General features: G+C 60.3%; 25 protein-coding genes. 15 read left to right on the top strand and 10 right to left on the bottom strand.

Going from position 1 to position 26,434, the window contains the following annotated elements; all coding sequences use genetic code 11:
- Positions 1–18: 18 nt before the first annotated feature.
- The 4 genes from BM131_RS12695 to BM131_RS12710 form a co-directional block, all read right to left on the bottom strand.
- A complete protein-coding gene (locus BM131_RS12695) occupies positions 19–1,059 on the bottom strand; it encodes an ABC transporter ATP-binding protein (RefSeq protein ID WP_090190026.1) in 1,041 nt (346 codons plus the stop codon).
- A gap of 23 nt (positions 1,060–1,082) precedes the next feature.
- Complete coding sequence (locus BM131_RS12700) at positions 1,083–1,922, bottom strand: carbohydrate ABC transporter permease (protein ID WP_090190027.1); 840 nt, start codon at positions 1,920–1,922, stop codon at positions 1,083–1,085.
- Positions 1,919–2,764: a carbohydrate ABC transporter permease gene (locus tag BM131_RS12705; protein WP_090190028.1), complete on the bottom strand. Its 846-nt coding sequence runs from the start codon at positions 2,762–2,764 to the stop codon at positions 1,919–1,921. Before BM131_RS12705 ends, BM131_RS12700 begins: the two co-directional genes overlap by 4 nt.
- 92 nt (positions 2,765–2,856) lie before the next feature.
- Complete coding sequence (locus BM131_RS12710; RefSeq protein ID WP_090190029.1) at positions 2,857–4,125, bottom strand: ABC transporter substrate-binding protein; 1,269 nt, start codon at positions 4,123–4,125, stop codon at positions 2,857–2,859.
- 250 nt (positions 4,126–4,375) lie between these two features.
- Between BM131_RS12710 and BM131_RS12715 the strand changes: the two genes are divergently transcribed.
- Entirely contained in the window at positions 4,376–5,407 is a 1,032-nt protein-coding gene (locus BM131_RS12715; protein WP_090190030.1) for a LacI family DNA-binding transcriptional regulator, read from the top strand.
- 58 nt (positions 5,408–5,465) lie between these two features.
- On the opposite strand, the gene BM131_RS12720 is transcribed toward BM131_RS12715, so the two are convergent.
- Positions 5,466–5,795, bottom strand: a complete 330-nt coding sequence (locus tag BM131_RS12720) for an arsenate reductase family protein (protein ID WP_090190031.1) — start codon at positions 5,793–5,795, stop codon at positions 5,466–5,468.
- A 168-nt stretch (positions 5,796–5,963) separates the two neighbouring features.
- Here BM131_RS12720 and BM131_RS20275 point away from each other — a divergent pair, with 168 nt between their 5' ends.
- The gene (locus BM131_RS20275) at positions 5,964–6,140 is read left to right on the top strand and encodes a hypothetical protein (RefSeq protein WP_175499327.1); all 177 of its coding nucleotides are present in this window, start codon (positions 5,964–5,966) and stop codon (positions 6,138–6,140) included.
- A 108-nt stretch (positions 6,141–6,248) separates the two neighbouring features.
- Here the strand turns inward: BM131_RS20275 and BM131_RS12725 are convergent, their stop codons facing one another.
- Together BM131_RS12725 and BM131_RS12730 are read right to left on the bottom strand one after the other, a co-directional pair.
- Positions 6,249–7,100, bottom strand: a complete 852-nt coding sequence (locus BM131_RS12725; RefSeq protein WP_090190032.1) for an amidohydrolase family protein — start codon at positions 7,098–7,100, stop codon at positions 6,249–6,251.
- Positions 7,101–7,417: 317 nt separating this feature from the next.
- The gene (locus BM131_RS12730) at positions 7,418–8,323 is read right to left on the bottom strand and encodes a GntR family transcriptional regulator (protein ID WP_090190033.1); all 906 of its coding nucleotides are present in this window, start codon (positions 8,321–8,323) and stop codon (positions 7,418–7,420) included.
- 145 nt (positions 8,324–8,468) lie between these two features.
- On the opposite strand from BM131_RS12730, the gene BM131_RS12735 reads away from it, so the two are divergent.
- From BM131_RS12735 to BM131_RS12750, 4 genes are read left to right on the top strand one after another with little or no spacing between them, the layout of a single operon-like run.
- A complete protein-coding gene (locus BM131_RS12735; RefSeq protein WP_090190034.1) occupies positions 8,469–9,482 on the top strand; it encodes an ABC transporter permease in 1,014 nt (337 codons plus the stop codon).
- 33 nt (positions 9,483–9,515) lie between these two features.
- Complete coding sequence (locus tag BM131_RS12740; protein WP_090190035.1) at positions 9,516–10,457, top strand: ABC transporter substrate-binding protein; 942 nt, start codon at positions 9,516–9,518, stop codon at positions 10,455–10,457.
- A 58-nt stretch (positions 10,458–10,515) separates the two neighbouring features.
- Positions 10,516–11,298 (top strand): ATP-binding cassette domain-containing protein, encoded by a 783-nt coding sequence (locus BM131_RS12745; protein WP_217646861.1) that lies wholly within the window; start codon positions 10,516–10,518, stop codon positions 11,296–11,298.
- Positions 11,295–12,311 carry a zinc-binding alcohol dehydrogenase family protein gene (locus BM131_RS12750; RefSeq protein WP_090190037.1) on the top strand — a complete coding sequence of 339 codons (1,017 nt, stop codon included), beginning with the start codon at positions 11,295–11,297 and terminating at the stop codon, positions 12,309–12,311. Before BM131_RS12745 ends, BM131_RS12750 begins: the two co-directional genes overlap by 4 nt.
- Positions 12,312–12,317: 6 nt before the next feature.
- Here the strand turns inward: BM131_RS12750 and BM131_RS12755 are convergent, their stop codons facing one another.
- Complete coding sequence (locus BM131_RS12755) at positions 12,318–12,770, bottom strand: Lrp/AsnC family transcriptional regulator (RefSeq protein ID WP_217646862.1); 453 nt, start codon at positions 12,768–12,770, stop codon at positions 12,318–12,320.
- Positions 12,771–12,912: 142 nt separating this feature from the next.
- On the opposite strand from BM131_RS12755, the gene BM131_RS12760 reads away from it, so the two are divergent.
- The 3 genes from BM131_RS12760 to BM131_RS12770 all read left to right on the top strand — a co-directional run bounded on the left by BM131_RS12760 (position 12,913) and on the right by BM131_RS12770 (position 18,579).
- Complete coding sequence (locus BM131_RS12760) at positions 12,913–15,267, top strand: transketolase (protein WP_090190040.1); 2,355 nt, start codon at positions 12,913–12,915, stop codon at positions 15,265–15,267.
- 197 nt (positions 15,268–15,464) lie between these two features.
- Complete coding sequence (locus BM131_RS12765) at positions 15,465–16,466, top strand: TAXI family TRAP transporter solute-binding subunit (RefSeq protein WP_090190042.1); 1,002 nt, start codon at positions 15,465–15,467, stop codon at positions 16,464–16,466.
- 82 nt (positions 16,467–16,548) lie between these two features.
- Positions 16,549–18,579 carry a TRAP transporter permease gene (locus BM131_RS12770; protein ID WP_090190043.1) on the top strand — a complete coding sequence of 677 codons (2,031 nt, stop codon included), beginning with the start codon at positions 16,549–16,551 and terminating at the stop codon, positions 18,577–18,579.
- Here the strand turns inward: BM131_RS12770 and maiA are convergent.
- Positions 18,576–19,205, bottom strand: coding sequence for a maleylacetoacetate isomerase (gene maiA / locus BM131_RS12775; protein WP_090190046.1), 630 nt, complete (start codon positions 19,203–19,205; stop codon positions 18,576–18,578). The genes BM131_RS12770 and maiA overlap by 4 nt on opposite strands.
- Positions 19,205–19,642, bottom strand: coding sequence for a MarR family winged helix-turn-helix transcriptional regulator (locus BM131_RS12780; RefSeq protein ID WP_090190048.1), 438 nt, complete (start codon positions 19,640–19,642; stop codon positions 19,205–19,207). Before BM131_RS12780 ends, maiA begins: the two co-directional genes overlap by 1 nt.
- A 217-nt stretch (positions 19,643–19,859) precedes the next feature.
- Here BM131_RS12780 and hmgA point away from each other — a divergent pair, with 217 nt between their 5' ends.
- From hmgA to BM131_RS12810, 6 genes are all read left to right on the top strand, one after another.
- Positions 19,860–21,161: a homogentisate 1,2-dioxygenase gene (hmgA, locus tag BM131_RS12785; protein ID WP_090190105.1), complete on the top strand. Its 1,302-nt coding sequence runs from the start codon at positions 19,860–19,862 to the stop codon at positions 21,159–21,161.
- A 57-nt stretch (positions 21,162–21,218) separates the two neighbouring features.
- Entirely contained in the window at positions 21,219–22,481 is a 1,263-nt protein-coding gene (gene fahA / locus BM131_RS12790; protein WP_090190050.1) for a fumarylacetoacetase, read from the top strand.
- Positions 22,482–22,520: 39 nt separating this feature from the next.
- On the top strand, positions 22,521–23,471 hold the full coding sequence (locus BM131_RS12795) for an MBL fold metallo-hydrolase (RefSeq protein WP_090190052.1): 951 nt from the start codon (positions 22,521–22,523) through the stop codon (positions 23,469–23,471).
- Positions 23,472–23,545: 74 nt separating this feature from the next.
- Complete coding sequence (locus tag BM131_RS12800) at positions 23,546–25,183, top strand: FAD-dependent oxidoreductase (RefSeq protein ID WP_090190054.1); 1,638 nt, start codon at positions 23,546–23,548, stop codon at positions 25,181–25,183.
- Positions 25,176–25,400 carry a DUF2783 domain-containing protein gene (locus tag BM131_RS12805; RefSeq protein ID WP_090190056.1) on the top strand — a complete coding sequence of 75 codons (225 nt, stop codon included), beginning with the start codon at positions 25,176–25,178 and terminating at the stop codon, positions 25,398–25,400. The genes BM131_RS12800 and BM131_RS12805 overlap by 8 nt, the downstream gene beginning before the upstream one ends.
- Positions 25,397–26,431, top strand: a complete 1,035-nt coding sequence (locus BM131_RS12810) for a TRAP transporter substrate-binding protein (protein WP_090190058.1) — start codon at positions 25,397–25,399, stop codon at positions 26,429–26,431. The genes BM131_RS12805 and BM131_RS12810 overlap by 4 nt, the downstream gene beginning before the upstream one ends.
- The last annotated feature ends 3 nt before the right edge of the window (positions 26,432–26,434 follow it).

The following is a 26,434-nucleotide window of genomic DNA, read 5'->3' on the forward strand; positions in this document are numbered from 1 at the left end:
TGGGATACTCATTTCAGATCAGGCGACGGCTTGCGTCGTTTCAGGGTCGAACCAGCGGATACGGTCCGGCTGCGGGGCCAGCGTCAGAATATCGCCGGGGCGCACGGTCAGATCACTGTCCAGCACGGCGCGAAAGGATGCGCCTTCGACATCGCAGGTCACCAGCAGGTGCGCGCCAAGCGGCTCGACCACGCGGGCGGTGGCTTTCAGGCCTTGGTCTGCGGGGCTCAGGTCCTCTGGCCGGATCGCGAATTCCAGCGGCTTTTGCGTCGCAGGACCGTTGAAGGTTTGCCCCGCGACGGACCACTGCCCATTGCCATGCGATGTGGCGGGCAAGAAATTCATCGGCGGATTGCCGATAAAGCTGGCGACAAAACGGGCGGCGGGGTTGCGATACACCTCGATCGGGGATGCCGCCTGCACGATGCGGCCTTGGTGCATAACGCTGATCCGGTCGGCAAGGCTCATCGCCTCGACCTGATCATGGGTCACATAGATCGCGGTGGTTTTGCTTTCGGCCAAGACACCCTTCAGCTCTGCACGCATTTCCAGACGCAGCAGCGCGTCTAGGTTCGACAGCGGCTCGTCCATCAGGATCACATCAGGTTCCATCGCAAGCGCGCGCGCCACGGCAACACGCTGCCGCTGACCACCTGAGAGTTCCCCCGAATACCGCTTGAGCAGCTGTTCGATATGCATCAGCTCTGCCGTGCGTTCGACCCGCTTGGTGACCAACGCATTGTCCATTTTGGCCATGCGCAGACCAAAGGCGATGTTTTCGAACACCGTCAGATGCGGAAACACGGCGTAATTTTGAAACACCATCGCGATCCCGCGATCCCGCGGCGCAAGGTGATCGACGCGGCGGTCACCGATCCAGACTTCGCCCTCTGACGGGGTCTCTAGTCCTGCGATAATTCGCAGCAAGGTGGTTTTGCCGCAACCGGACGCGCCTAGCAGGACCATAAATTCCTGATCCGCAACATCAAGGTTGATGGAATGAAGCGCCTGGTAAGCCCCAAACCGCTTGGCAACGTTCTTAATTCTGATCTGAGCCATGAAGGTGATCCTTTCAGGTGGGGTTAGCGGTTTGCGATGCCCCACATTGCGAACAGGTATTTCCGGACCGCAAAGATGAATACGAGGGCGGGGACGACAAGGATGAACCCCCCGGCGAATTTAAGGTGCAGCGGCGAGGTGCCGAGCGATTGAAGCAAGAAGGCAGGCAAGGTCCGGTTCTGGATCGTCAGCACGGCGGCTGCGAAAACCTCGTTCCACGAAATCACGAAGGCAAAGATTGCGGATGCGGCGATGCCCGGTGCGATCAGTGGCAGCACGACCTTGGTAAAGGCGGTGAACCGCGTGCAGCCCAGCGTCCATGCCGCCTCTTCCAGCTCTATCGGGATGCCCGAAAACAGCGAGAAGGTGATCAGCACAGCAAAGGGAATTGCCAGCGTCGTGTGAACCAGCGCCAAGCCCAGCAAGGTGTCGTCCAATCCGGTGCGGATGAACAAGACGGCCAAAGGCAGGGCCAAGAGCGGCAGGGGAAAGGCGCGGGTCAGCAGGATCAGGACGCGAAACAGTTCCTTGCCGCGAAAGTCGAACCGCGACAGCGCGTAGCCAGCTGGTGCGCCAAAGGCGATGGACAGCACCATGGTCAGGCAGGCGACGATGACCGAGTTTTTCAGCGCGGTCAGCATCCCGGCGAAGTTCGCGAAAAACGTCAGTGACCCCATGTCGAATTCAGGGATGAACGATTTGGGAAAGGCATTGACGGTTTCCGGCGACGACAGGGTGTTGATCAGCAAAAAGTAGATCGGCACCAGCACCCAGGCGCACAGGAACACAATGGCGGCGCGGAACAAAAAGCGGCCAGATTTACGGACGTCCGCATGGGCGACGTCAGGGGTGACAGCGGTCATATCGTTGCTCCTTTCGGGACGCGCAGCAGACGCAGGATGATCAAGGTGAACCCGATGGAAATCGCGAGGATGATCAGGGCGATCGCCGCGGCCGCACCGCTGTTCAGCAGGTCAAACTGATAGGCATAGGTTTCGGCCATCAGCACGGGGAACAGTGATCCGCCAAGGGCGATGACGACGGCGAAAACCTCGAAGGCAAGGATGACGCGCAGAACAAGGGCGGTTTGCAGTGACGGGCGCAGCATCGGCAGCGTGATCTTCAGGAACCGCTTCCATGGGGATGCGCCGAACACCTCTGCCGCCTCGTAATACTCCTTTGGGATCAGGCCCATACCCGCAACAAGGATCACCAACATGATCGCTGTCGCACGCCAGATTTCGGCCAGCGCGATGGCGATAAAGATGACCCAAGGATGCTCGTAGGTCAGCAGACTGATCGGTTTGTCGATCAGGCCCATGCCTGACATCATGGAATTCAGGAAACCGGACTGCTCAAAGATCGCAAGCCAGATGATACCGGCGGCTAGGTCGGAAATCCCCAGCGGGATTGTCCAGACATACAGAACCAGATCGCGGCCCTTTTCCATCTTGCTGACCATCGTGGCCATGGCCAGCGACAGGGCAAGCTGGATCGGCACGACGATGGCGGCCAGCAGCAGCGTGTTTTTGAGCGAGATCGGGAATTTCCAATATCCCACCACCTCGCGGAAGTTCGCCAGCGTGAAACCATCGCCCTGCGTGAACGCAAGCTGCGCGACCAGCACAAAGGGATAGATAAAGAACACGCACAAAAACAGCGTGACGGGCAGGATTAGCAAATAAGGAAGGGTGCGGGCGTTCATGGGATCGCTCCTTGCCGGATGGGTCATCCGTCATTCCGGGGGTGTCCGGGCCATTGCTGGCCCGGACGGTGGATCGTCAGGGAGGAGGACGATTATTCGACGGGGCACGCGCCTTCGGACGGCGCATCAGGGGCCCAGCAGACAGCGCCAGTTTCCTGCATGATCGCGTCCAGCACTTTGGCCTGGTCGTCCAGCACAGCGCGGATGTCTTGGCCGCCCAGAATGATCCGCTCGAAGCTGTCGACATAGACGCGGTTAAAATCGCCGCCCTTGTCGCCCAGACCTGCGGGCAGCAGACCGGGGTTTGCGTCGGCAGCGCCGCTCATCTTGGCAATCGCGTCGCCAGCCGCGCGCACGGATGGTGGTAGATCGTCAGGCAAAGCCACGTCGACCACCGGGAAGAAGTTCGTCGCCCGCAGCGTTGCGATTTGGGTTTCCGGCTTCATCATATAGGCAACCAGCGCTTCGGCTTCGGCCATGTCAGGTGCGGTCACGGGGATCGCCAGACCTGCGACAACAGGCATGAAACCACGCCCGGTTGGGCCTGCAGGTGCCGGGAAGGCGACGAAGTCATCAGGGCGCTCGTTAAACGCACCGGCTAGACGCGATGTGTGGTCGAAAGCGATCCAGACGTCCTCGGACAGCAATTGTTCCTGCATGAACGAAAAGTTCGTCGAACCGGTGTTCGTGTGGGACCAAAGGGCGCGGAACGCTTCCCATGCGCCGACGGCGGCGTCGGATTTAAACGTGCGCACCACGCCGTCGGTGTAGGACGGATAAAGGTAGCCTTGGAAGAAACGGTGCTTTAGACCATCTGGGCCAGCAGGAAAGCCGAACTTCTTGTCGCCTGTCGCCTCTTCCACAGCGGCCGACCATGCGATCAGTTGATCATAGGTCAGCGCGTCGATGTCAGCGCCTTCGGGCAGAAATTCCAGTGCCTTTTTGTTAGCGGCCATGATGTAGGACGCCTGCATCCACGGCAGATAATGCTGCTGATCCGTGCCCAGCTTGCCCAGTTCCAGGAACGTCGGGTTCACAGTCACGCCGCCCAGATCAAGGCCGGACAGATCCGCCAGATTGGCCGCATCCATCGCAGCAAAGCCGCCGTGCAGATCGCCCAGCACACCAATCGTGCCGTCGCCGGCCTGCAATTCAGCGTTCAGACGCGTTAGGAACGGACCGCTATCGTTGGCCTGATAGTCGGCACCTGCGTCAAAGCCGGACAGGACCTGATCGCGCATCGCCTGCGTTTCCTCGATCGGTTTGGCCTGCGTGGACCAGAACAGCACTTCGGCCTGCGCGGCACCGGTGGTCAGCGCGACGGCAGCAGTTGCACCCAATAATACGTTTTGCAGATTCATTTTTCTCTCTCCCTGTTGGTCTTTGGCACCTGCCCAACGGACATGACGCCACCTTTTGATCCCGAAGGGTCTTTGCCGCAGCTGGTTTCCCGATGGATCCATGGCCCCCTCCTGCCAGAATCACGCCGCTGGAGGCATTAATGGTATAACGATATACCAGTCGTCAAGTATCATTTCACCGAACTGGACTGTGCAAACTGCCCTCTTTGGCGTATCCCTATGCTTGGAATTGCCAAAATCAGGTTTAACGATGCACCCCAGCGACGCCGCATCCACACGGAAAAAGCCGAACCTTCAAACGGTTGCAGAAGCGGCAGGCGTCTCTCTGGCGACGGTCAGTCAGGTGATGCGCAACGCCGGGCGCATTTCGGAAAAGACCCGCGAAAAGGTGTTGAAAGCAGCCGAGGCGCTGAACTACGTCCCAGACGGGCGTGCCGCCGCCATGCGATCGGGCCAAAATCACGAGATCGGATTGGTCATCCACCAGATCGCCAACCCCTTTAACGCAGAGGTCATCAGCGGCGTCAGCGACCTGCTGGAAACCGAAGGCTATCTTGTCTCCGTCCTCGATTCCCGCGATGACCCGGCGAAAGAGGCGCGCAATCTTGAAGCCTTCATTCGCAGTGGCCGCGGCGGTCTGCTGTGGGTCCCTGCCGTGGGCGCGCGCAATCGGTCGTTTGAATTGCTCAAAACCCACCAGATGCCCACAGTCACCTTTCTGCGCCGCGCGCAGCAGATCACCTGCGATCATGTGGGCATTGAAAACGCCGCCGCGACGGCGACGGCGACCCGCTATCTGGCCGACCTTGGCCACCGTCATATCGCGTTTTTCGGCGGCACCGGCGCGGGACAGGTCCACCTGCAACGGATTGAAGGCTACGAAGCCGTCATGGCCGAACGCGGCCTTGGCACCCCGCTTATCTGGCCCTGCGCCGATAACAAATTAGCCGGGCTCGAGGCGAACTTGGCCCTGCGCAAGGCCCATCCAGAGGTTACAGCGCTGGTCTGCAACGGCGATATGGTCGCCATCGGGGCCTGCCTTGCGCTGCACCGCCTTGGCCTGACGCCGGGGCGCGACATGTCGATCATAGGCTTCGATGACATTGCCGACGCAGCCGTCGCTACGCCGCCGCTGTCCACGATGGCGGTGTCGCCGCATCAACTGGGGCGGCGGTTGGCGCAGGTGCTACTGGACCGGATCAAAACACCCGACATGCCCCACGTTACCGTCACCGTGCCCGCCACGCTGATCACGCGCGGCACGACGGGGGCACCGATTTAGCAGGTCTGTTTCAACGGCCGCGCACATCATTCACAGACCCGGCGCTTGGTTGAAAATATCACCCCGGCAGCAAAGCACTTTGAACTGCCGCATCCCAGCCAAGATAATACGTATCCTGATCGCGGATCACCGGCCGCGCCATCACCTTGGGCTGGGCCTCGATCTGCGCCTCTGCCTCTGAATTCTTGAGCCAATCATTCAATCCGCGATAGTCGTTCGATTTGCGATCCACCAGCCGATCGCCGAACTCTGAAATCAGTTCAGCCAGCTCAGCTTCGCTTAGGGGGTCGGACCGGACATCCCGGAAATCAACGTTCTTGCCCGCGGCCTCTAAATCTTTTCGCGCCCTTTGGCACACAGCGCAGGTGCTTAACCCATAGATAATCATATTATTTCCTTTGTCGGCAGTCCTGCGCCCCAGCATTTGCGCCTTTGGCGCGACACATGTGATGGCGACTGGTGTGTGATCGCTACTTTGGCCAAATCATAAGCAACTTGGGATTTTTTACCAGTTGGGGCGTGACTCGCCTGCGACCCATCGGCTAGTCGTGTGATTATGAAACACATCCCCAAAGAATCCACCGATGACGCGCTTATTCAGGAATTTCTGAAAAACGGCGGCAAAGTCAGCGTCGGGAAAACCAAACCTTTGCCAAGCGAGTTGGGCCTGAGCAACAATGCCTGGAACAACAAGCTGACCAAAGAAGAAAAGGCCGCGCGCGATAAGAAGTAATGCGTCTCAAGCGTTACCAATTTTCGCAGCAAAGCGTGATGCCTTTAGGACCGCCGCCGGGCGGTTTTTAAAGCGTCCCTAAGGGTGCCAACGTTAACAACACATAGCTCACCCCGCATCCAACCCATAAAACCGCTGCGCCGTGCCCCCATAAATCGCAGCGCGGTCAGCATCGCTCAAGGGCGCAAAAAGCTCTTCGGACACCGACCGCCAGCGGTCGTAATTCCCGGCAAGGTTCAGAACCGGCCAATCACTGCCCCACATCACCCGCTCTGCGCCAAAACGCGCCAGAACGTGATCAACGACGGGGCGCAATACGTCCGCCGTCCAGCCGGGACCAGCCTCGTTTGCAAGGCCGGACACCTTGCACATAATCTGCGGCAACTTCGCCAGCTGCGCCATGCCCCGCCGCCAATCGTCACCCGCATCAGCGCCCCCGGCGATGACGGGCTTGGCGCAATGATTAATCACGATCTTCAAGGACGGCACCTGCGCCGCGACCTCTGCCAGCACATCCAGATGGCGCGGCGTGACAAGCGCATCCAGCCGCAGGCCCCGCTCTGCCAGCTTGTGCAGATTGGCGATCACCGCAGGCTGGGCGATCCATCGGGTGTCGCTGATGTCTTGCAACATAGGCCGAACCCCCTTGAACGCAGGGTGCGCAGCAAGGCGATCAAAGGTCTGCGCGGCCGCGGGATCCGCCAGATCGACCCACCCCACAACGCCCTTAATCCAGCCATGATCCTGCGCCAGCGACAGCAAATAATCCGTCTCTGCCACCGTAGCTGCGGCCTGCACGACGACAGTTCCGGCGATGCCATGGCGCTGCAATACGGGTGCCAAATCGGCAGGCAGTATATCGCGGCGGATCGCGGCAACGTCGTCCGTCATCCAGTCATAATCGCCTCGCGCAATCTGCCAAAAATGCTGATGTGCGTCGATCGGGTCGGGCTGTGCCATGACGTATCCTTTCGCATGGTCGCTTGATTAAATATGTTTTGTATAATTAAAAACAGCACAATAAAACAGTCGTCTCGCCAATATTTCGCGACAGGACTATGATGCAGCTTACCCCATTTCCTTATATTTGGCACCATTCGGTTTCTGCAGGCCCACGTTGACCTGTTCGTGTCCGATGCCATCGCGCAGGCGCAATTCACGGCAAAAGACGGGACCGCAATCACGCGCCTTTCGCGGCAGATGCGCAGTTCATCCTGTCGCATACGGGCGACGCAGGCTATGCCCCTCTCCGCTGCAGCGCAGGATTTCGTGACCAGTTAAAGCGTGTGACTATTGGCCTGCAACGCGTTCAGCAACGTCTGCTTAGATGTCGCCAAATGCCGCAATGCCGCCGCCTGCGCCCGCCCGACATCCCGGCTACGCAGGGCGTCGATATAGGCCAGATGTTCTTGGATCGCATCCGCATTGCGGGTGCGTTCATCCGCCTTATTCCACTGAAAATGATAGTGAAACACCAGAGAGATGACCTTTTGGAACTCTTTGACAAAGCGGTTCGTCACCACACTGTTGATCGCCTCGTGAAAGGTTTCGTCCAAGACGGAAAAGTCGTGATAGTCCCGATCGATCCGCTCTAGCAGGGCCAGATGCGCCTGTTCCAACACGTCAAGCCGGGCCCAAATCGGATGATCTGGCGCAAGGGCCACTAGATGCTGGACCGAGTTTAGTTCCAGCACGGTGCGAAAGTCCGACAGCTCTAGCGCGTATTCCTTGGTAAAGCCGTGCAGCACCCAGCCACCACGCGGCCGCCGCACGACGATCCCGAACCGCGACAAGGACGACAGGAATTCCTGCAAGGTATGCGGCGCAACGCCAAACTCCTTGGCCAGTTGCGCCACGTTCAGCGCCGTGCCCGGCGGCACGTCCATGCGCAGCACCCAATCAAGGAATCGCCCCTCCAGCTCTTCTATCGTCAGCAAGGTCGCTGGTTTTTCCAGACGATCCCCCGCACGCGTGCGCCGCTGGATCGCCTTTTCGCGGCCATCAAGCGCGATCAGCCCGATGTCGTCAAAGCGCGCAAGCACGCTGCGGATCACAGTGCGACTAACGCCAAGATCGGCCGCAAGCACGTTTTCAGACTGCAGCGTGCCGCCAATTTCCGTTTTATCGCATATCGTTAGCAGCTTGTTATGCGCTTCGATGAAACGTGTGTTGTTGCGTGCCATAGGTCAGTGGCCTTTCCGATCTGCGCCATCACCACTTGTTCTATAGCCTGTTCAAAAATAATTAAAAACATTTGACGCGTCACTTCGTGCCTGCATATGTTTATTATTATAAAAAGCAATTATCGCCGCGGGAGGAGACGACAAAATGTCAGATGTGCAGGCCTCGCGGTCACGCCGCCTTCGCCTTGGCGGCGCGTCGCTGCACAAGCTGTCAGCCGTGGCGACGCTGGTTTTGTTGATCGTGGCGTTTTCGTTCACCAGCCCCGCATTCTTTTCAGTCAACAACGGCCTGACCGTCTTGCTGCAAACCGCCGTGATCGGATTGCTGGCAATTGGCATGACGATGGTCATCATCACGGGCGGCATCGACCTTAGCGTGGGGTCCGTGCTGGCCCTGTCTGGGGTTGTGACCGGGCTGGCGATCAAGGCGGGGATGCCCGTGATACCCGGCATGGGGCTGGGCATTGTGACGGGTGCGGCCTGCGGCGCGATCAATGGGCTGATCATCACTAAGATGCGGATCACGCCCTTTGTGGCGACCCTTGGCATGATGATGATCGCCCGCGGCCTTGCGCTGCAACTGACAGGCGCCGCCCCGATCAGCCGTCTGGGCGACAGCTTTGGGCAGTTGGGGAACGGCTCGTTCTTTCGCGTTGTTGAAATGCAGGCCAACGGCTTTCCCAAGGTGATCTTTCCCGGCATCCCCTACCCTGCCGTGCTGCTGTTGGTCGTCGCACTCTTGGGGGCCTACATCCTGTCGCGCCGCCAAATCGGGCGGCATATTCTGTCGGTCGGATCGCACGAAGAGGCCGCCCGCCTGTCCGGCGTCAACGTCACCCGCACAAAGGTCTGGGCCTACACCGCATCAGGTGCGCTGGCCGGTCTGGCAGGCATGGTTTTGATGTCCCGCCTTGTCACCGTCCAGCCGAACGAGGGCGTCATGTACGAACTTGACGCCATCGCAGCCGCCGTCATTGGCGGCGCGTCATTGATGGGCGGCGTCGGCAGCATTTCTGGCAGCATGATTGGCGCATTCATCATCGGTGTGCTGCGCAACGGGCTGAACATGGCCGGCACCAGCGCCTTCATCCAACAAATTATCATCGGGATCGTGGTGATCGGGGCGGTCTATATCGACCAGATCCGCAACCGCAACTGAACGCCCGACATCAGCTTCATCAGGGAGGAAACCATGAAGAACATCGTCACCGCAGCACTCACCACCGGGATCATCGGGCTTACCGCATCAGCCGCGACCGCAGGTGAAATCGCCGTTATCGTAAAGACGACAAATTCCAACTTTTGGCAAAATGTCAGCAAAGGTGCCGACGCGGCCATCGCAGGGCAAAGCGCGCATACCGTCAGCTTTAACGGCCCGGCGTCTGAATCCGCCGTCGCCGATCAAGTCTCGCTGGTGGAAAACGCCATCAATCGCGGCGTGTCCGCCATCGTCTTGGCCCCCTCCGACCCAGAGGCATTGGCCCCCGTCGTCAAACGCGCCTTCGAGGCTGGCATCCCCGTCGCAATCATCGACAGCATGTTGGCTGCGGGCAACGAGGCCTATTACCAAACCTTCCTGTCCACGGATAACTGCGCCGCAGGCGAGCTGGCCGCGCAAACCATGATCGACGCCGCAGGCAGCACCGGCAAGGTCGCCGTGATGTCCTATGTCGCGGGTGTCGGGTCCGAAATCGGCCGCGTCGGCTGTTTCAGCGACTACCTCGCCAAAAACTCTGACCTTGAAATCGTCGGACCGTTCTATTCGCAGTCGCAAATGGCGACGGCGCTGAACCAGACCACGGACATTCTGGCCGCAAACACCGATCTGGTCGGCATCTTTGGCGCGAACGAGCCCACAGCGATCGGCATGGGCCGCGCCATCGAACAGGCTGGCAAAGCGGGCCAGCTGACGGCGATTGGTTTTGACGGCAATGCCGACCTGCAAGACATGGTCAAAAGCGGCACCTTGCTGGCGACCGCTGTGCAAGGCTCATTCCAGATGGGCGAACTTGGCGTGCAGGCCGTCATGGGCGTTCTGGCCGGCGAGACGATCGAGACGTTCATCGACACCGGCGTCGTGATGGTCACCAAGGACAACATCGACAGCCCAGTGGCGCAAAACGTCCTTTACTAAACCCCTCCCGGCCAGCGCGCCCCTCGCGCTGGCCACTCTTTGCGCCAGTAGGTCCCCCATGTTCGACACCCCCGCACCGCCGACCCCATTGGTTGAAATGTCCCGCATTTCCAAACGCTTCGGCGGGCTGCACGCCGTGACCGACGTCAGCCTTGACCTGTACCCGGGCGAGGTGGTCGGCGTTCTGGGCCATAACGGCGCGGGCAAATCCTGCCTGATGCGCATTCTGTCGGGCGCCATGACGGCCAGCGATGGGCAAATCACCGTCGGCGGCAAACCTGTGACGTTGAACTCTCCGCAGGATGCCCGCAACTGCGGGATCGAAACGATCTATCAAACGCTCGCCTTGGCCAATCACCTCGATGCCGCCGCAAATCTGTTTCTGGGCCGAGAGCTGAAAACGCGCTTTGGCAATCTGGACGACGCCCGCATGTTCGCCCATGCGCAAGAGGCTTTGCGCCAATTGAACCCGCATTTCACGAACCTGAAGGACCCCGTATCGCGCCTGTCCGGCGGCCAACGGCAGGTCATCGCGATTGCACGGGCGATCTATTTTCAGGCGAAGGTGCTGATCATGGACGAGCCGACTGCAGCGCTTGGCCCATCCGAAACCGCTATGGTCGCTGATCTGACCCTGCGGCTTAAGGCCGAAGGGATCGGGATATTTCTGATCAGCCACGACATGCATGATGTCTTTGACCTGTGTGACCGCGTGATGGTGATGAACAAAGGCCGCAACGTCGGATCCTTTCGGATCGAGGACGTGAACAAAGACGACATCCTAAGCTTAATCATCAAAGGCACATTGCCCGATGACTGGACCCCGCGAGGCGGCAAATGACGGGACCCACTATGAAAGTCGGCGTCATCAACGCCCCCGGCACGTTCGACGTGCAAACGCGCCCATTGCCCCAGACCGCGCCGGACGGTTGGGTTCTGATCGACATTTGCGCCGCCGGGATCTGCGGCACGGACTATCACATCTTTGAAGGCAAACACCCTTTCCTGAATTACCCGCGTGTCATCGGGCACGAACTTAGCGGCCGCGTTGTGCAAGACGGCAACGGCTGGACCAAAGGCGATCTTGTCGTTGTGAACCCCTATCTGTCCTGCGGCACCTGCCGCGCATGCAAGCGGGGCAAGCCGAACTGCTGCTACAATATTCAAGTGCTTGGCGTGCACCGCGACGGCGGTCTGGCCACACGCTTGGCCGTGCCATCCGCGAACCTTTACGCCGCCGACGGGCTATCGCCGCAGCAGGCCGCTATGGTCGAATTTCTGGCCATCGGCGCCCATGCTGTCCGGCGGTCGGACACCCGCGCCGGCGACCGTGTGCTTGTCACCGGCGCAGGCCCTATCGGCATTGGCGCTGCACTTTTTGCGCGGCTCGCGGGGGCGGACGTCGCCTTGCTAGACCTTAGCCCGGACCGGCTGCGCATGGCGCAGGATCGGTTCGGGTTTGATACCGCCTACGCCTCGCTTGATGCGGCAATCGCCGCGACCCAAGGCGAAGGTTATGACGTGGTTTTCGACGCCACCGGCCACGGCGGCGCGATTGAATCCGGCTTTGCCGCTGTGGCCCATGGCGGGTCTTACACGCTTGTAAGCGTTGTGAAAAATGACATCACATTCCACGATCCCGACTTCCATAAAAAGGAAATGCGCCTGATCGGCAGTCGCAACGCGCTGCGGGATGATTTCGACTGGGTAATGGCCGCGTTCCGGCGCGGCGATATCGACGCAGACGCCCTGTGTTCGGATCAACTGAGCCTTGATGCATTCGCCGCAAAGTTCAGCAATCTGGCCGCAGATCGGTCGACCCTGATCAAGGTCATCGTCCAGATGGAAGGGTAAAATCCCCTACGGCGTCCGGTAGGGCTTCCCCTTGACCCGCCGCAGGGGGATTGACGATTCAATCGACGACACTCCCGTCACGCGGGTCAGGCGTTCAGTCAGGAAACGTTCGAAATCCTTCAGGTCTGACGTCACGATCCGCATCAGATAATCGCGGTTTCCGGTCATCAGCCAGCAATCTACCACCTCTTCAAAGGCAGAGATTTCAGCCTCGAACGACGCAAGCGCCTTGTCGATTTGCCGGTCAAGCTGCACCGACACGAACACGGTCACATCAAACCCCAGCGCCGCCTCGTCAAAGCGGGCATTGTAGCCGGTGATCACGCCTGACGCTTCTAGCGCCTTGACCCGGCGCGCGGTCGGCGTGGGGCTAAGCCCGACAGCATCGCCAAGGTCATTCATGCTGATGCGCCCATCCGCAGCAAGCCGGCGAACGATTCGTTTATCAATTTCATCCATAGCAGCGAAATACGCTAACATTTGCGAAAAGAGCGAGTTTTTTCGGCGCAAATATGTCCCCGCGTAGTGAATTTGCAGGAACCTACGCGCAAAATGCGATTAGACTCACCTAGTATAGCGCAACACCGCTCAAGAGGCTTTTATGATCGACCTGAAAACCGTGGAACAACGGCTGCTGTGGCTGTCGCATTGGATGATCCACAACGCCAACCACATCCGCCCCAAGGTGGACGGGATTAAGGTGGGCGGGCATCAGGCCTCGTCCGCGTCGATGGTGTCGATGATGACGGCGCTCTATTTTTCGGTCTTGCGGCCACAAGACCGCGTGGCCGTCAAACCCCATGCCTCTCCGATTTTTCATGCGATGCAGTATCTCATGGGCAACCTCAGCCGCGAAAAGATGGAAAACTTCCGCGGCCTAGGCGGTGTGCAAAGCTATCCGTCCCGCACCAAAGACGTGGACGACGTGGATTTTTCCACCGGTTCTGTCGGTCTGGGCGTCGCGATCACATCCTTTGCGTCGATGGTTCAGGACTACGTGCAGGCGAAAACATGGGGCAAGGATCTGCCGCTCGGCCGTATGGTCGCGCTGATGGGCGACGCGGAACTGGACGAAGGCAACATCTACGAATGCCTGCAAGAAGGCTGGAAAAACGACCTGCGCAACACCTGGTGGGTGATCGACTACAACCGCCAGTCCCTAGACGGGATCGTCCAAGAAGGCCTGTTCGAGCGGGCCGAAAAAGTATTCGACGCCTTTGGCTGGGACGTCGTGCGCATCAAATACGGCCAGCTGCAACGCGCCGCCTTTGCCGAACCCGGCGGGCAAAAGCTGCAAGACTGGATCGATAACTGTCCCAACCAGCTTTACGCCGCGCTGACCTATATGGGTGGACGCGTATGGCGCAAACACCTGATGGATGACTTGGGCGACCAAGGCGACGTCACCGCCCTGCTGAACGCGCGCAGCGATACGGAACTGGCGGCCTTGATGGAAAACCTTGGCGGCAATTGCGTCGACACCATGGCCCAGACCTTTGCCGCCATCGACCACGACCGCCCGGTTTGCTTTCTGGCCTATACGATCAAAGGCTGGGGCACGCCGATTGCGGGGCACAAAGACAACCACGGCGGCCTGATGACCAAGGCGCAAATGGCCGATTGGCAGGTGCATATGGGCGTGCCCGAAGGGGCCGAATGGGACCGCTTCGCCACCATTGGCGATACATCCGCATTCCAAGCAGACCTGAACGCCGTGCCGTTTTTTGCCAAAGGCCCGCGCCGGTTTTCCGATGATGTGCTCAGCGTGCCCAAGGTCGAAATCGCAAGCGAGCGTGAAATCTCGACCCAGATGGGCTTTGGCAAAATTCTGGACGATCTATCCAAAGGCGACAGCGATCTGGCCAGCCGGATCGTCACAACATCGCCGGACGTCACCGGCACAACAAGCCTTGGGGCTTGGGTCAACCGGCGCAAACTGTTTGCACGCACCGCCCGACCTGACACCTTTAAGGATCACAAAATCGCCTCGACCGCCAAATGGGAATTCGCACCAGACGGCCAGCACATCGAACTGGGCATCGCAGAGATGAACTTGATGCTGCTGCTCGGCGCCGCAGGCCTGTCGCATTCCCTGTTCGGCAAACGCCTGATCCCCATTGGCACGGTCTATGACCCGTTCGTGTCACGCGGCCTCGATGCACTGAATTACGCCTGCTACCAGGACGCCCGTTTTATGCTGGTCGGCACCCCGTCCGGCGTCACGCTGGCCCCCGAAGGCGGGGCGCATCAGTCGATTGCATCGCCCCTGATCGGCATGTCCCAAGACGGGCTTGCCGCGTTCGAGCCTGCCTTCGTGGACGAACTTGCGGTCATTATGGAATGGGCGTTCGATTACATGCAGCGTGACGGCGGCGGCGACCCGGACGAGCGGACATGGCTGCGCGATGAAACCGGTGGCTCTGTCTATCTGCGGCTGACGACAAACCCGATTGAACAGCCCGGCAAACGGGTCGACGACGCCTTTCGCCAAGGCGCGATTGATGGCGCATATTGGCTGCGCAAACCCGGTCCCAATTGCGACGTCGTGATCGCGTATCAAGGGGCCGTCGCGCCCGAAGCCATCGCAGCAGCCGGCATGATTGGCGGAACCCGGCGCGATGTCGGCGTCTTGGCCGTCACATCCGCAGACCGCCTGAACGCAGGCTGGACCGCCGCGCAACGCGAACGCGCGCGCGGGCACGCCGGGGCGCGCAGCCATGTTGAAACGCTACTTGATACGCTGCCAAGCACCTGTACGATCGTCACCGTGATCGACGGCCACCCCGCAACATTGTCGTGGCTGGGATCGGTTTGCGGGCACAAGACCATCCCGCTGGGCGTCGAACATTTCGGCCAAACCGGCACCATTGACGACCTGTACCGCCACTTCCGCATTGATCGCACCGCGATAGCGGACACGGTGCGCGCGCTGACGGTTGGCAACCGCTCTGCCTAACGCCGCAAGCGCTGCGGCAAGGCACTCATCACCCGCCTTGCCGCAGCCCACTTTGGTTTTCCGCCCCACTTTGTACGACTGGCGCTTTACGCCTTCGCAAAATAACGCCACTCTTGCCGCAGCATCCATCGGTGCACTCAACACGCAGGCGGCACCCCGCGCGGGTGCGCAAGGCCGCGACCAACGGGGAACATTCAATGCAGATTTTCAAAACCGCAGCGCTGACGGCCGCGATTGCCTTTGGGCTGACGACGACTGCCCACGCGCAAGAACTGACCTTTTTCACAATCGGGACCGGCGGCACAGCAGCGACCTATTACCCAGTCGGCGGCGTCATCGCGAACGCCATTTCCAGCCCTCCGGGCTCTCGTGCGTGCGATGAAGGCGGCAGCTGCGGCGTGCCCGGCTTGATCGCCTCTGCCGTGTCATCGCGCGGATCGGTCGACAACGTGAACGCCATCAACTCTGGCCTGCGCAACTCTGGCTTTGCCCAGTCGGACGTCGCCTATTGGGCCTATACCGGCACCGGCACGATGGACGGTCAAGCGCCTGCGGAAAAGCTGCGCGCCATCGCCGCCCTGTTTCCAGAGCACATCCATCTGGTTGTCATGGCCGATAGCGGCATCAACTCTGTCGCCGATCTTGCAGGCAAGCGCGTATCTTTGGACGAGCCGGGTTCCGGCACTTACGTCGACGCCAACCTGATCCTGTCCGCTTACGGCCTGTCCAGCGACACCGTCACCGCCGAGGCGCTGAAGCCTGACGCCGCAAGCGATGCGCTGCGCAACGGCCAGATCGACGCTTTCTTCTTTGTGGGCGGCTACCCCACCGGCGCAATTGTCGAACTGGCCTCGGCTGTTGACATCAAACTGGTGCCAATCGACGGCGACGGCGCGGCAAAGCTGACCGAAGAATTCGGCTTCTTCTCGTCCTCTGACATCCCCGACACCGCCTATGAAGGCGTGGCAAACACCACGACTGTGGCCGTCGGCGCCCAGTGGATCACCTCTTCTGACGAAGACGAAGAGCTGGTTTATCAGATCACAAAAGCCCTGTGGAACGACAACACCCGCACCCTGCTGGACGTCGGTCATGCTAAGGGCGCGTCGATCAACAAAGAAACAGCACTTGATGGCATCGGCATCCCGCTGCATGCGGGCGCAGAGCGGTTCTACCGCGAAGCCGGCCTGCTGCAGTAAGGCTCGTTTTTAACTTTGGTGGTGCGCGTCCTCGCGCATCACCCGCCGCTTGACCAAAGCAGGCATGACCCAAGGATAGCGGATGCAAACCAGCGAACTAAGCGCGGCCGAACTTGCCGAGATCGAGCGTAAATACGACCCGGAAACGGCCTTTCGCAGCACCGGCCCGCAGCTGGCCTTTGCCGTATCTTTCCTGCTGGTCGCGATGTCGGTCTATCATTTCTACGCCGCTGGCTTCGCCCTGATCCCCGAACTGATGCACCGCGGCATCCATATCTCATTCGTGCTGTCGCTGGTGTTTATCCTATTTGGCTGGCGCAAGGCCCCGGCAACCGACATGGCCCCGCCCGCGTGGTGGCGGTTCCAAGGCGTACCCTACCTTGACCTGCTCTGGTCCCTGCTCGCCGTTGCTGCGGCCATGTATCTGCCGCTGCTGCCGCCTGAAATCGTGGCCCAGCGGGTCGGCAACCCCAGCCAGCTTGATATCTTCATGGGCACCGCCCTGCTGCTGCTCACGCTAGAGGCCGCGCGCCGGTCCATCGGACCCACCCTGCCCATCATCGGCATCGTGTTCATTCTGTTCGCGATCTTCGGCCCCTACGCGCCCGGCGCGTTAAAACACGGCGGCACCAGCTGGCTTGGGCTGATCAACCACCTGTATATGACGAACCAAGGCATCTACGGCATCGCCATCGGTGTGATGGCGAAGTACGTCTTTTTGTTCATCCTGTTCGGCGTCCTCGCCACCCGCATCGGTTTGGGGCAATTGTTTATCGACCTCGCCATGGTTATCGCTGGCCGCTATGCGGGCGGCCCGGCCAAGGTCGCGATCTTTTCCTCGGCCTTCATGGGCACGATTTCTGGCTCTTCTATCGCCAACACGGTCACGACCGGCGCACTGACGATTCCCGCCATGAAAAAGGTCGGCTATCCCAGCCACTTCGCCGCCGCGGTAGAGGCGACATCGTCGACCGGCGGCCAGATCACGCCGCCCATCTTGGGTGCCGCGGCCTTTATCATGGTTGAATACCTTGAAATCCCGCTGCGCGACGTGCTCGCCGCAGCCCTCTTTCCCGCGTTGCTGCACTATTTCGGCATCTTCATCATGGTCCACCTCGAGGCAAAGCGCCTTGGCCTGCGCGGCCTCAGCGCGGCAGAAATGCCAAAGCTGGGTTTGGTGCTGAAACAGCATTGGCTGTCGGTGATCCCGCTGATCATCCTTGTTTACATGATCCTGTCCGGCCGCACCCCCGACTACGCCGCCGTCTATGGCATCATCGCTTGCGTAGTCGTTGGCCTGCTGAACCCTGTGAACCGGTTGACGCTGATTGATTTGTGGAACGCGCTGGCCTCCGGCGCAAAGAACACGCTGGCGGTCGGCGCGGCCGCCGCCGTTGTCGGCATCGTCGTCGGCGTGGTCACACTGACCGGGGTCGGCTTTCGTCTGGGCTATGTCGTCGTGCAAACCGCCACCGACATGGGCGCCGTGATCGGGTCGATCTGGCCGTTCTCCTTCGCCTCGGTCGCGCAGTGGTCGCTGTTCTTGTCGCTGGTCCTGATCGCCATGTCGTGCATCATCATGGGTGCCGGCATTCCCACAACGGCGACCTATATCATTCTTGTCGCCGTCGCCGCGCCCGCGCTGGCCGCCCAGCAGGTCCAGCCCATCGTGGCACACTTCTTTGTCTTCTATTATGGCGTGCTTGCGGACATCACGCCCCCTGTCGCGCTCGCGGCTTATGCGGCGGCGGGCATCGCCGGATCGAACCCGTTCCAAACCGGCAATACCGCATTCCGGCTGGGCATCGCCAAGGCGCTGGTCCCCTTCGTCTTTGTCTACTCGCCCTCCCTTTTGCTGGTCGCTGACGGCTTCACCTGGCCCGCGTTTTTCGTGACCCTGGCCGGGGCAATGATGGGGATCGCCAGCCTTGGCGTCGCCTTTTCCGGCTATCTGCTGACCCCATTGCATCGCTGGGAACGGTGGTGGATCGCGGCCGTGTCTATGCTGTTTATCGCGCCAGGGCTTAAGACGATGGCGGTCGCCGTCGTTCTGATGGCACCTGTTCTGTACCTTCAGTTCGCCCGCAGGCGCAGCGAAACGGCAGTAGTCTAAGCGGTCATGGGCCTGACGTTTTCCGGTGCCGTCTGCGTAAACTGCGGCATCTGCGACAGGTGGGCGATTACGCGTTGGATCTTGGGCAGCCCGCCCAAATCCACGTCCCACCTTTGCGCGTTGTAAATCTGCGGAAACAGGCACAGATCCGCAAGCGACACGCGCCCGCCCAGACAGGTTGGCCCGCCATCGATCATGCGTTCCACAGCGACCAGACCGGGCGCAATAAATTCGCGCATCCAACCCTGCATGGTCAGGGTGCCCGCTGATTTTTCAACCGCAAATCGCGCCACGCGCAGGTTGCAGACCGGGTGGATTTCCATCGCAATCGCATAGGCGACGGCCCGCACCCGCGCCCGGTCCAGCGGATCGCTGGGCATCAGGCCAAGCGCCCGCGTCTCGTCCAGATATTCCACAATGGCCAGCGACTGCGTCAGATGCGCGCCGTCAATCTCTAGCACCGGCACCAACCCCTGCGGGTTCAGATCAAGGTGGCCACCGCCGCGCTGATCACCCCGCAGCAAATCAACCCCCTGCCCCCGCCAATCAATCCCCGCAAACGCCAAAGCAATCCGCACCCGGTAACTCGCAGTCGAGCGCCAGTAATCGTGAAGCGTGACGGTCATCAAAGCGCCTGCAAAAGTTGTTTCAGGATACGTTGCAGCACCGCATGATCCCCCATCAGGGTCTGCTCTAGCGCGGCGCTGTGGTCTTTTGCGATTGGCACGATCTGCCGCAGCAGGTCTGCGCCCTTGTCGGTCAGCGCTAGTTTGATCAACCGCCGGTCCGCTAGATCGACGGTTTTGCTGACATAGCCCTTTTCGACCAGCCGGCTTGCCGCACGGCTTGCCTTGGACTTTTCCAGACCGACACGCTGCTCGATATCCCTGACCGACGCATCGCTGACATAGCCCACATTCACCAAAATCCGCCATTCCGCGATCGAGATTCCGAACCGCGATTGATAGCCCGCCGCCAGTTGCGCCGACAGCTTTTGTGCTGTGGCTGCAAGCAGATAGGGCACGAACCCATCCAGATCAAAGGGGGGTAAGTCATGCGTCATCCGCGCGCTCCTGCCTTGGACCTGCGGCTTGGGATTGGTAAGTGGCTCGCCGGGATTAATCGTTGCATATGCAATAAATAGTTTGACTTCATTGCGATTGCAACAAATATTGCCCCCAAACCGGGCCAGACCAATCGGGAGTGAAAACGTGCAGACACCTTCGACAGACAAAACCTTGACCACGGATGCGGGGACCAAGGGGATCACCCCCGGCTACATGCCCGGCTTTGGCAACGATTTCGAAACCGAAGCCCTGCCCGGCGCTTTACCGCGCGGCATGAACAGCCCTCAGAAATGCGCCTATGGCCTGTACGGCGAACAGCTCACCGGCACCGCCTTTACCGCGCCGAGCCACCAGAACGAGCGGACATGGTGCTACCGGATCCGCCCATCGGTGAAACACGTGTCCCGCTTTTCGCGCATCGACGTGCCCTACTGGAAATCCGCCCCCCATGTGCTGGACGACATCACGTCCCTTGGCCAATATCGCTGGGACCCCGTGCCGCACAGCGACGCCGATCTGACGTGGATCGACGGTATGCACACCATGACCACGGCGGGGGACGTTTACACGCAGGTCGGCATGGCGATGCATGTCTACCTTGTCACCGCCTCGATGACGGATGAATATTTCTTCTCTGCCGACAGCGAACTGCTGGTCGTGCCCCAAGAGGGCCGCCTGCGGTTCTGCACCGAACTTGGCGTGATCGAGGTCGCGCCAAAGGAAATCGCCATCCTTCCGCGCGGCCTTGTCTATCGCGTCGAACTACTTGACGGGCCCGCGCGCGGCTTCGTGTGCGAAAACTATGGGCAAAAGCTGGAATTGCCGGGGCGCGGCCCAATCGGTGCCAACTGCATGGCGAACCGCCGCGATTTCAAAACGCCCGTGGCCGCATTTGAAGACCGCGACGCCCATTCGCGCGTGGTGATCAAATGGCAGGGCCAATTCCACGAAACCTTTATCGACCACTCCCCCCTTGATGTGGTCGCGTGGCACGGAAATTACGCGCCCTGCAAATATGACCTGCGCGATTATTGCCCCATTGGCGCGATCCTCTTTGACCATCCCGACCCGTCGATCTTTACAGTTCTGACCGCGCCCTCTGGCGTGCCCGGAACCGCCAACATCGACTTTGTCCTGTTCAAAGAGCGCTGGATGACAGCGGAAAACACCTTCCGCCCGCCATGGTATCATAAGAACGTCATGTCGGAACTGATGGGCAATATTTACGGCCAATACGACGCCAAGCCCAACGGCTTTGCGCCCGGCGGCATCAGCCTGCACAACATGATGCTGCCACATGGCCCCGACAACGTTGCCTTTGAAAAGGCCAGCAATGCGGACCTTGGGCCAGAAAAGCTCGATAACACCATGTCCTTCATGTTCGAAACCCGCTTCCCCCAGCACCTGACCGAATACGCCGCAAGACAAGCGCCTTTGCAGGACGATTACATCCATTGCTGGGACGGGATCGAAAAGCATTTTGACGGCACGCCCGAAGGCAATTGGGGAAAATAGGGCGATACCGCCCGCCCCAATCACACCCGCCCCAAACGCTCGCGAACGGAAGAATACATGACCCTGAAACGCTCTTGGATCGACAGCGCAAATAGCGCCGAAACCGATTTCCCCCTGAACAACCTGCCCTACGGCGTCTTTTCCGTGCCGGGCAAGGTGCCGTGCTGCGGTGTCGCCATCGGGGACGCGATCTTTGACGTCGCAACTGCCGAAGCGTCCGGCCTAATCACCCTGCAAGGCGGCCCCTATCTGCAACACGGCACATGGAACCCGTTGATGGCGGCAGGGCCCGTCGTCTGGGCCGACCTGCGCGCGCAGCTGACCACCCTGCTGGCCGCGGACAATGCTGACACCGACACCCTGCAAAATCTGCTGGTCCAACAAGCGGACGCACAGCTGCACATCCCCTTTACCGTCGCGGAATATACCGATTTCTACGCGTCCAAGGATCATGCGACCAACGTCGGCACCATGTTCCGGGGCGCAGAAAACGCGCTGCCGCCGAACTGGCTGTCGATCCCGATTGGCTATAACGGGCGCGCGTCATCGGTCGTCGTATCAGGCACCGACGTTACCCGCCCCTACGGCCAGCTTAAGGCGCCGGACGCCGACCTGCCGCACTTTGGTCCCTGCGCCCGCTTCGATATCGAACTGGAACTGGGCGCAATCGTCGGCACGCCGTCGCAGGGCATGCAATCCGTCGATGCCGCGGACGCGATGATCTTTGGCTATGTCCTGCTGAACGACTGGTCCGCGCGCGATATTCAGGCCTGGGAATACCAGCCGCTTGGCCCATTTCAGGCCAAAGCGACCGCGACCACGATCAGCCCTTGGATCGTCACCGCCGAGGCCCTGCAAGATTTCCGCGCCCCCGCGCCGCAACGATCCCGCCCACTTTTGCCCTATCTGCGCGAAAGCGGCCCGATGCTTTACGACATCGATCTTAGCGTCGGGATGACACCCAAGGGCGGCGCAGAGACGATCATCGCCCGCACCAACGCCAACCAGATGTACTACTCTGCCGCGCAGCAGCTGTGCCACCACACCACAAGCGGCTGCGCGATGCGCACTGGCGATCTGCTGGGCTCTGGCACGATCTCTGGGCCGGAAAAAGACATGCGCGGCTCGTTGCTGGAACTCAGCTGGGGCGGCAAAGACCCTTTGACCCTAAGCGGCGCAGAGCAGCGCAGCTTTATCGAAGATGGCGATACCATGACCCTTTACGGCGCAGCCTTGGGCGCAGGTTTTCGCGTCGGCTTTGGCGCGTGCACAGGCACGTTGCTGCCCGCAAAGCCCCTGCCCGACTGGGCCACCACCTAATCCGCACATAGCAAACGACACTTACCAAGGATATTGACCATGGCTAAAGCATTCGCCTCGCAAGGGGATATGGCAGACAAGAAAATCAGCTTCACGAAAGTGGGCGATGGCCTTTACGCTTTCACCGCCGAAGGTGATCCAAACACCGGCGTCATCATCGGCGACGACAGCGTCATGATCGTCGAGGCGCAAGCAACCCCGCGCCTTGCGCGCAAGGTGATCGACTGCGTGCGCACAGTCACCGACAAGCCGATCAGCCACGTCGTTTTGACCCACTATCACGCCGTCCGCGTGCTGGGTGCCTCGGCCTACGGTGCCAAAGAAATCATCATGTCGGACACCGCCGCCGCCATGGTCGAAGAGCGCGGCCAAGAAGACTGGGACAGCGAATTTGACCGCTTTCCCCGCCTGTTTCAGGGGCACGAGGAAATCCCCGGCCTGACCCGCCCCACCACCACCTTTTCCGACAAAATGACGGTTTATCTTGGCAAACGCCGGGTCGACATCATGAAACTTGGCCGCGCCCATACCGCTGGCGACGCCGTGATCTGGGTCCCCGATCAAGAGGTAATGTTCACCGGCGATATCGTTGAATACCACTCGGCCTGCTACTGCGGGGACGGTCACTTTGGCGATTGGGGCGCGACCCTTGATGCCATCGCAAGCTATGCGCCGAAATCCATTGCGCCCGGACGCGGCGACGCGCTGATCGGCGAAGACATGGTCGCAAAGGCGCTGGCCGCGACCGCTGATTTCGTCAACAGCACCTACGCCCCGGTCGCCCGCATCGTCGCCCGCGGCGGCACGCTCAAAGAAGCGTGGGCCGCCGTGCGCGAAGCCTGTGATCCAAAGTTTTCCGACTATGCGATCTACGAACACTGCCTGCCCTTCAACGTCGCCCGCGCCTTTGACGAAGCCAAAGGCATCGACACCCCGCGGATCTGGACCGCCGCACGCGACAAGGAAATGTGGACCGCCCTGCAAAGCTGATTTGCGGCGGCCCACATCCAATTCGCCTGCGTGTGAGGGGCACGCAGGCACAAGACCATTCGGGAGGAGAACCGATGTTGCAAGATCGCTATTCACTGGCGTTCAAGCTGTATCCTTACGCGCGCAGCGCCGATCAGGATGCAGCCACGCCCACGCGCCACAAGGTCGCTGTGATCGGTGCCGGACCTGTTGGCTTGGCCACCGCCCTTGATCTGGGCCGCCAGGGCATCGATGTCGTCCTTCTGGACGATCACGAAGGCGTCGGCAAAGGCAGCCGCGCGATTTGCTTTGCCAAGCGGACGCTAGAAATCACCGACCGCTACGGTGCAAGCGCGCCAATTTTAGACAAGGGCGTGATCTGGAACCTTGGCAAAGTGTTCTACGACGACCGGCAGCTCTTTGAATTCAACCTGCTACCCGAAGCCGGGCACAAGCACCCCGCCTTTATCAATCTCCAGCAGCCCTACTTTGAAAAGTTCCTGTTCGACCAGATCACGGCAGAAATCGCATCCGGTGCCCCCATCGACGTGCGCGGCAAGAACCGCGTTGATACGGTGCGCCCAGCTGATGACCATGTCGCGCTCGATGTAATGGCGCCGGACGGCAGCTATACGATCACCGCCGATTATGTGGTGGCCTGCGATGGCGCGAACTCTCCGGTCCGCGCGATGCTGGAACTGGATTTCGACGGCCGCGTGTTTCAGGACAGCTTCTTGATTGCCGACATTCGGATGACATCGAAATCCTTCCCGACAGAGCGTTGGTTCTGGTTCGATCCGCACTTTAAATCCGGCGCATCAACCTTGCTGCACAAACAGCCCGACGACGTCTGGCGGGTCGATTTCCAAATCGGCTGGGACGTGGACCGCACAGAAGAGCTGAAAGAGCATAACGTCCGCCGCCGCCTTGACGCGATGCTGGGGGCGGATGTGGATTACGATATCGTCTGGTCATCCATCTACACCTTTCAATGTCGGCGCATGGACAGCTTTCGCCATGGCCGCGTTCTGTTTGCCGGCGACGCCGCGCATCAGGTATCGCCTTTCGGCGCACGCGGCGCGAATTCCGGCCTGCAAGACGTGGACAATCTGGGCTGGAAACTCGGATTAGTTTTGCAAGGCAAGGCACCGGATGCCTTGCTGGATAGCTATGATGTCGAACGGGCCTACGGCGCCGACGAAAATATCCTCAACTCCACCCGCGCGACCGATTTCATCACGCCAAAATCAGCCACCAGCCGCCTGTTCCGCAACGCAGTTCTGGATTTGGCCGAACATCACACCTTTGCCCGCCCGATCGTCAATTCGGGCCGCTTGTCGATGCCCTGCACCTACGACGACCTGCCCTTGAACGGCACCGACGCGCTGAACGGCGGACCAGATCGCAGCCGCGTCGGCAGCCCCTGCCCCGATGCGCCCTTGGACTGCGGGTATCTGCTGGACCAACTGGGCGGCGACTTTGTGCTGCTGGCCATCAACTGCGCGGTGCCCGCCGACATCACGGTGGACGGCATCACCCTGCGCACCGTGTCGCTCTCAACCACTGCGGGCACGCCGGATGCGCTGACAGAACGCTATTTGGGCGCGGCACCAAGGGCCGTCTATCTGATCCGGCCCGACCAACATGTCGCCGCACGGTGGGATGCCTTTGACGCCGCCGCTGTCACCAACGCGCTACGCACCGCTTGCGCAAAGGAGCCCACAGATGCCTGAGGCAAAACCCACCCTGATCCTGACACCCAACATCGCCGCCCCCGATGACACATATGCCGCGCTGATCGATGCGCACGACGGCCTGACCGATGACCAAAGCGCCGCCCTAAATGCGCGCCTAATCTTGATCCTTTTCAATCACATCGGGGATCCCGCCGTGCTGGCACAGGCGCTCCGCGTCGCATCGCAACCATCTCAACAGGAGGAGAGACCATGAAACTGACACATAAAGTCGCCCAGCTTTTGGGGGCCGCCGCATTCGGGATGACCATCCTCGCAGCGCCCGCCGCTATGGCTGATACGACGCTGGCCATGTCCAGCTGGCTGCCCGCACGCCACCCCATCGTGGTCAATGCGTTCAAACCATGGGCCCAGCAGGTTGAAGACGTCACCGAAGGCCGCGTGAAAATCCGCATTCTTGCAAAGCCGCTTGGCCCGCCCCCGGCGCATTTCGACATGGCCGCCGATGGCGTCGCTGACATCACTTATGGTCTGCATTCCTTTACTACCGACGACCGCTTTGTGCGCTCGCGCATCGGTCAGTTTTCCTTCACCGGCGACGACGCCGCCAGCGGATCAACCGCGCTTTGGAACGTCTACGGCGGCATGCTGGACGCGCAGGCCGAACATGAAGGCGTCAAACTGCTTGGCCTTTTTGTGCACGGCCCCGGCATCTTTCATAACAACGTGCGCAAAATCGAAAGCGACGCTGACTTTGCCGGCCTAAAAATCCGCGTCCCCGGCGGCTACATCGCCGACATGATCTCTGACCTCGGCGCTGAAACTCTCTTTATGTCCACAGGAGAGATTTATGAAAAGCTGTCGCGCGGCGTCATCGACGGCGTCACCATCACTTACGAGGCGCTGACCGCTTACAAGCTGACGGAACACCTGAAATACTCCATGCGCGCGCCTGGTGGCTTCTATAACTCCACCTGGTTCTTCGTCATGAACGACGACAAATGGGCCGAGATTTCGGCCGAAGATCAAGCCGCGATCGAGGCGATCTCGGGCGAAGCCTTTGCCGCCCTCGTGGGTAACGCATGGAATGCGGCCGACGATGCCGCGCTGATCGCCATCGCCGACGCCGGGATACAGGTCTACGACACCCCTGCGGATGTGCTTGAAAAGATCAAAACAATCGCCGCCGGCTACGAATCCGAATGGGCCGACACCATCGCGGCGGACGGTTTCGACGGTCAGGCCGCATTGGCCGAACTGCGCGCACAGACCGGCGTGGAATACTGATCC

It is taken from the genome of Loktanella salsilacus, assembly GCF_900114485.1.
GTDB classification, from domain to species: Bacteria; Pseudomonadota; Alphaproteobacteria; order Rhodobacterales; family Rhodobacteraceae; genus Loktanella; species Loktanella salsilacus.

Excerpts from the sequence above, each read along its gene's own strand:
- BM131_RS12800 (WP_090190054.1), top strand. The coding sequence starts at position 23,546 with ATGTTGCAAGATCGCTATTCACTGGCGTTCAAGCTGTATCCTTACGCG.
- maiA (WP_090190046.1), bottom strand. The coding sequence starts at position 19,205 with ATGACCGTCACGCTTCACGATTACTGGCGCTCGACTGCGAGTTACCGG.
- BM131_RS12695 (WP_090190026.1), bottom strand. The coding sequence starts at position 1,059 with ATGGCTCAGATCAGAATTAAGAACGTTGCCAAGCGGTTTGGGGCTTAC.
- BM131_RS12770 (WP_090190043.1), top strand. The coding sequence starts at position 16,549 with ATGCAAACCAGCGAACTAAGCGCGGCCGAACTTGCCGAGATCGAGCGT.
- BM131_RS12715 (WP_090190030.1), top strand. The coding sequence starts at position 4,376 with ATGCACCCCAGCGACGCCGCATCCACACGGAAAAAGCCGAACCTTCAA.
- hmgA (WP_090190105.1), top strand. The coding sequence starts at position 19,860 with ATGCCCGGCTTTGGCAACGATTTCGAAACCGAAGCCCTGCCCGGCGCT.
- BM131_RS12720 (WP_090190031.1), bottom strand. The coding sequence starts at position 5,795 with ATGATTATCTATGGGTTAAGCACCTGCGCTGTGTGCCAAAGGGCGCGA.
- BM131_RS12765 (WP_090190042.1), top strand. The coding sequence starts at position 15,465 with ATGCAGATTTTCAAAACCGCAGCGCTGACGGCCGCGATTGCCTTTGGG.
- fahA (WP_090190050.1), top strand. The coding sequence starts at position 21,219 with ATGACCCTGAAACGCTCTTGGATCGACAGCGCAAATAGCGCCGAAACC.
- BM131_RS12735 (WP_090190034.1), top strand. The coding sequence starts at position 8,469 with ATGTCAGATGTGCAGGCCTCGCGGTCACGCCGCCTTCGCCTTGGCGGC.
- BM131_RS12705 (WP_090190028.1), bottom strand. The coding sequence starts at position 2,764 with ATGAACGCCCGCACCCTTCCTTATTTGCTAATCCTGCCCGTCACGCTG.
- BM131_RS12795 (WP_090190052.1), top strand. The coding sequence starts at position 22,521 with ATGGCTAAAGCATTCGCCTCGCAAGGGGATATGGCAGACAAGAAAATC.
- BM131_RS12805 (WP_090190056.1), top strand. The coding sequence starts at position 25,176 with ATGCCTGAGGCAAAACCCACCCTGATCCTGACACCCAACATCGCCGCC.
- BM131_RS12810 (WP_090190058.1), top strand. The coding sequence starts at position 25,397 with ATGAAACTGACACATAAAGTCGCCCAGCTTTTGGGGGCCGCCGCATTC.
- BM131_RS12760 (WP_090190040.1), top strand. The coding sequence starts at position 12,913 with ATGATCGACCTGAAAACCGTGGAACAACGGCTGCTGTGGCTGTCGCAT.
- BM131_RS12755 (WP_217646862.1), bottom strand. The coding sequence starts at position 12,770 with ATGGATGAAATTGATAAACGAATCGTTCGCCGGCTTGCTGCGGATGGG.
- BM131_RS12740 (WP_090190035.1), top strand. The coding sequence starts at position 9,516 with ATGAAGAACATCGTCACCGCAGCACTCACCACCGGGATCATCGGGCTT.
- BM131_RS12725 (WP_090190032.1), bottom strand. The coding sequence starts at position 7,100 with ATGGCACAGCCCGACCCGATCGACGCACATCAGCATTTTTGGCAGATT.
- BM131_RS12700 (WP_090190027.1), bottom strand. The coding sequence starts at position 1,922 with ATGACCGCTGTCACCCCTGACGTCGCCCATGCGGACGTCCGTAAATCT.
- BM131_RS20275 (WP_175499327.1), top strand. The coding sequence starts at position 5,964 with ATGAAACACATCCCCAAAGAATCCACCGATGACGCGCTTATTCAGGAA.
- BM131_RS12730 (WP_090190033.1), bottom strand. The coding sequence starts at position 8,323 with ATGGCACGCAACAACACACGTTTCATCGAAGCGCATAACAAGCTGCTA.
- BM131_RS12750 (WP_090190037.1), top strand. The coding sequence starts at position 11,295 with ATGACGGGACCCACTATGAAAGTCGGCGTCATCAACGCCCCCGGCACG.
- BM131_RS12745 (WP_217646861.1), top strand. The coding sequence starts at position 10,516 with ATGTTCGACACCCCCGCACCGCCGACCCCATTGGTTGAAATGTCCCGC.
- BM131_RS12710 (WP_090190029.1), bottom strand. The coding sequence starts at position 4,125 with ATGAATCTGCAAAACGTATTATTGGGTGCAACTGCTGCCGTCGCGCTG.
- BM131_RS12780 (WP_090190048.1), bottom strand. The coding sequence starts at position 19,642 with ATGACGCATGACTTACCCCCCTTTGATCTGGATGGGTTCGTGCCCTAT.